Origin of the sequence: Hyphomicrobium sp. D-2 (genome assembly GCF_029872155.1) — a bacterium.
Classification (GTDB): Bacteria; Pseudomonadota; Alphaproteobacteria; order Rhizobiales; family Hyphomicrobiaceae; genus Hyphomicrobium_A.
This window is the reverse complement of sequence record NZ_JARXLA010000006.1, coordinates 1-4,086: the sequence shown is the minus strand read 5'-3', so window position 1 is coordinate 4,086 and position 4,086 is coordinate 1. Positions and strand designations below refer to the sequence as shown.

General features: G+C 63.5%; 2 protein-coding genes and 1 pseudogene. 1 reads left to right on the top strand and 2 read right to left on the bottom strand.

The window, feature by feature from the left end; all coding sequences use genetic code 11:
* Nucleotides 1-53 precede the first annotated feature (53 nt).
* Nucleotides 54-1,423 (top strand): IS1182 family transposase gene (locus tag QEZ49_RS12310; RefSeq protein ID WP_280387306.1). Its coding sequence is split into 2 segments (ribosomal slippage): nt 54-726 and nt 726-1,423, totalling 1,371 coding nucleotides; the frame shifts between segments, so codons are not numbered across the junction.
* 162 nt (nt 1,424-1,585) lie between these two features.
* On the opposite strand, the gene QEZ49_RS12305 is transcribed toward QEZ49_RS12310, so the two are convergent.
* Both QEZ49_RS12305 and QEZ49_RS12300 read right to left on the bottom strand, forming a co-directional pair.
* Nucleotides 1,586-1,846, bottom strand: coding sequence for a DUF1344 domain-containing protein (locus QEZ49_RS12305; RefSeq protein WP_192315062.1), 261 nt, complete (start codon nt 1,844-1,846; stop codon nt 1,586-1,588).
* A 275-nt stretch (nt 1,847-2,121) separates the two neighbouring features.
* A pseudogene (locus QEZ49_RS12300) lies at nt 2,122-3,940 on the bottom strand (DEAD/DEAH box helicase).
* Nucleotides 3,941-4,086: the final 146 nt, after the last annotated feature.

The window sequence follows — 4,086 nt, the reverse complement described above, 5'->3', positions numbered from 1 at the left end:
CAGACTGCTGACAAACCCCTGGCGAGAGTTGGGGGTTTGTGATTCAGTGGGTGATGTTGAAGCGAGCCGGCCCTGAACAAACCGCACTTGAGATCGTCACGCTCGATCAACTGGTTCCAGTTGATCACCTTCTGCGCAAGATCGATGGTGTTATCGATTTCTCGTTCATCCACGATCTGACAGCGCCGCTTTACTGCGCCGACAATGGTCGCCCGCCACTTGATCCGACTTTGATGTTCAAGGCGCTGTTCATCGGCTACCTGTTCGGGGTGCGCTCGGAGCGGCAATTGGTGCGAGAGATCGAGGTCAATGTCGCCTACCGGTGGTTCCTGCGGCTGAAGCTGACGGACAAGGTGTTCGACGCCTCGACATTGTCGCAGAACCGACGCCGGCGCTACCAGGACGAGACGATCGCGCAGGCGATCTTCGACCGCATTGTCGAGCAGGCGATCGGGGCAGGCTTGGTCGACGGCACGGTGCTCTACACCGACAGCACGCACCTGAAGGCCAATGCCAACAAGGGCAAGTACGACCTTGCCATGGTCGCCAAGTCGCGTGCCGACTACTGGGGCGAACTCGACCGGGCGATCGACGCCGAACGGGCGTTGCACGGCCAGAAGGCGCTGAAGGAGCAGGAGCGGCAGCCTGCGGTGAAAGAGACGAAGGTCTCGCGCACCGATCCTGAGGCTGGCTATATGGTGCGCGAGGGCAAGCCGAAGGGCTTCTTTATCTCGATCACCGCACGGTGGATGGCGGCTTCGGCATCATCACCGACACGTTTGCCACGCCGGCCAACGTGCATGACTCGATCGTCTATCTCGACCGGCTCGACCGCCAGGTGGAGCGTTTCGGCTTCGACGTCACGGCGGCGGGGCTGGATGCCGGCTATGCCACGCCAGGCATCGCCAAGGGCCTGGAGGACAGGAACATCCAGGGTGTCGTCGGCTATCGCAACCCGACCCGGCCAAAGCCTGGCAAGATGAGGAAGGGCGCTTTCGTCCATGAGCCGGACCTTGACGGCTATCGTTGCCCGCAGGGCCAGTTGCTCACTTACGCCACCACCGATCGCGGCGGTTATCGCCACTACAGGAGCAACCCGACGATCTGCCGCAACTGTCCGCTGCTGGCGTCTTGCACATCAAACGCCAAGGCCGAGCGCACCATCACGCGCCATGTCTGGCAGGATGTCCGCGAGCGGGTCGATGCCAACCGCTTAAGCGCATGGGGCAAGGCGATCTATCGACGCCGCAAGGAGACGGTCGAGCGATCCTTCGCCGATGCCAAGCAGCTCTTCGGCCATCGCTATGCCCGCTTCCGAGGGCGAACACGCGTGGCCTGCCAGTGCCTGATCGCAGCCGCCGCCCAGAACATGAAAAAGATCGCAATCAGCCTCTGGCCAAAGCCAAAACCAAGCCTCGCATGAGGCCAAAGCCGGCTCGCAACGGCCTTGGCATCTGCTCCCCGAAATCAATCCAAAAGCTCAATCAACCCACAAAACAAAACCCCGCCGAAATTCGACGGGGTTCGTCAGCAGTCTGAGGGCGGAACCTCGTGTTCCGCCCTTTTTTGCAGCGCGGCTTGGGCGCTACTTCACGATCTTGACGGACTCAGCCACCTTGTTTGTGCCGCTCATGTCCCAGGTGATCGAAACCTTTTCGCCTGCCTTCAGGCCGGGATCCTTGAACTTCTTCGACAGCAAGAAGGATGTGCCGTCGGCGAGCGTCAGGCTCATCGCCTTGGCGTCGAAGGTCTTGATCGTCCCATCCGTATGCTGGACGGCGGCGAAGGATACGGCAGAGGTTGCAAAAATGGCAGCTGCGGCTGCCGGAACAAGAAGCTTGCGCATGGCATGCTCTCCGACGAATGCGGGCGCCCGAATGGACCGACCCGCCTTATGAAGGGCCGTCCAGTCACGTCGCGTCGCGGCCCAAGAGATCGAGCCGCCGGCGTTTCCCGGCCCCGGCGATAGAAATAGCCGTGCTTTGCCAGGGGCATATTAGACGAAAAACATATTTTCAAACGGTGACTTAGCCGCATTCCGCGCCCAAATCTCTGTTTGTGGCGCCGAATGTGGCAACTGCGAACCTTACGAAAAAGTAAGACCCCGTGAGAGCTTGGCGATTACTCGCCGAACCTCTTCTTTGGCTTGTACTTCTTGGCCGCGCCAGCACCCGCCGGCTTGTCGTAGGCCGGCTTGTCACCAGCACGCTTTTCGAACGGCTTCTTCTCGTAAGGCTTCTTTTCAAAAGCCTTCTTCTTGAAGGGTGGCTTGTCGGCGGGATCGTATTGGCCCTTGCGGTGCTGCTTCTTCGGCTTGGCGCCGTGGTCGGATGCAGGCGCGGCACCAGTACGGGTGATGGTCACGCCCTTTTCGCCGGTGCCTTGTTCCTCGACGGCCGCAGCAAAGGCGTCGGCACGCTCGGAGATGATCTCGAAATGCGAGATCGTTCTCGAAGATGCGGATCGAGCCGATCTCGCGCTTGGTGACGCGGCCTGCCTTGCAGATCAGCGGCAACAGCCAGCGTGGTTCGGCGCGGTGCTTGCGGCCGACCGAGACGGCGAACCAGACGCCGCTTTCGAAGCGGTTGTCGGGACGTTCCGCCTTGGCGGCGTCGAACACTGGCACAGGGCGGTCCGAGAGCTCTTCGGCGGCGGGACGCGAGGCCATCTGCTGTCGCAGCCAGGCCAGCGCGATCGTCTCAGGCGAGTGGGCGGCGAGGATTTCGGCGACCTGCGTTGCCTCGTCCTCGGCGGCAGCCTCGATGTCGGTGAGTTCCGCCAGCATGCGCTCGCGGTTGCGGGCATCGATCTCTGCCGGGCCGGGTGCTGCCTGCGTCGTTGCCTCGAGCTTTGCCAGCTTGAGCAGGCGGGCAGCGCTGCCACGACGGTGGAACGGCACGATCAGCACGCACACGCCCTTGCGACCGGCACGGCCGGTACGGCCCGAGCGGTGCAACAACGTATCAGGGTTGGTCGGCAGGTCGGCGTGGATGACGAGGTCGAGGTTCGGCAGGTCGATGCCGCGGGCGGCGACGTCGGTCGCCACGCAGACACGGGCGCGGCCGTCTCGCATTGCCTGCAGCGCGTTGTTGCGTTCGGCCTGGCTCAGCTCGCCCGACAGCGCCACAACGGCGAAGCCGCGATTGGCAAGGCGCGCCGAGAAGTGCTTGACCGCTTCGCGCGTCGCGCAGAACACCATTGTGCTCTGGGCATCGAAGTAAAGCAGCGTGTTGATGATGGCGTTCTCGCGCTCGGACGGAGCGACCAGCACGGAGCGGTATTCGATGTCGTCGTGCTGGCGGCTTTCGCCTGCTGCGGTGATGCGCAGCGCGTTGCGCTGGAAGCGCTTGGCCATCTGGGCGATCTGCGGCGGCACTGTTGCCGAGAACAGAAGCGTGCGGCGTTCCTGCGGTGCTGCCGCCAGGATGAACTCCAAGTCTTCGCGGAAGCCGAGGTCGAGCATCTCGTCGGCTTCGTCGAGAACCACGGCGCGCAGACCGGAAATGTCCAGGGAACCGCGGGTGATGTGGTCGCGCAGGCGGCCCGGCGTGCCGACGACGATGTCGGCGCCTTCGTCGAGTGCGCGGCGTTCCTTGCGCATGTCCATGCCGCCGACGCAGGAGGCGATGCGGGCGCCGGTCGCGGCATAGAGCCATTCGAACTCGCGGCGCACCTGAATGGCGAGCTCGCGCGTCGGCGCGATGATCACTGCCGAAGGTGCTGCGCCCGGCGTGAAGCGCTCGCGGCCGTCAAGCAGGGTCGGCGCGATGGCTATGCCGAAGGCCACCGTCTTGCCCGAGCCGGTCTGGGCCGAGACCAAGAGGTCGACGCCGCTGGCCTCGGGAGCCAGCACCGAGGTTTGCACCGGGGTCAGCGTTTCGTAGCCACGCGCGGCGAGCGCTCCGGCCAGCGCCGGAACCATGTTGTCGAAAATCGTCACGAAAATCTTCCAATGAGAGCAAGGCCCGTCACCAAAGGACGAGGGCCAAGGAAAGCGCGCTCTCTAAAGCTTTGCTGCCCGCACGTCAATGCGACGGCGGGCAGGGCAGCCATGCGTCCGGCTCAGGGCCACCTGACCTCAGGTGG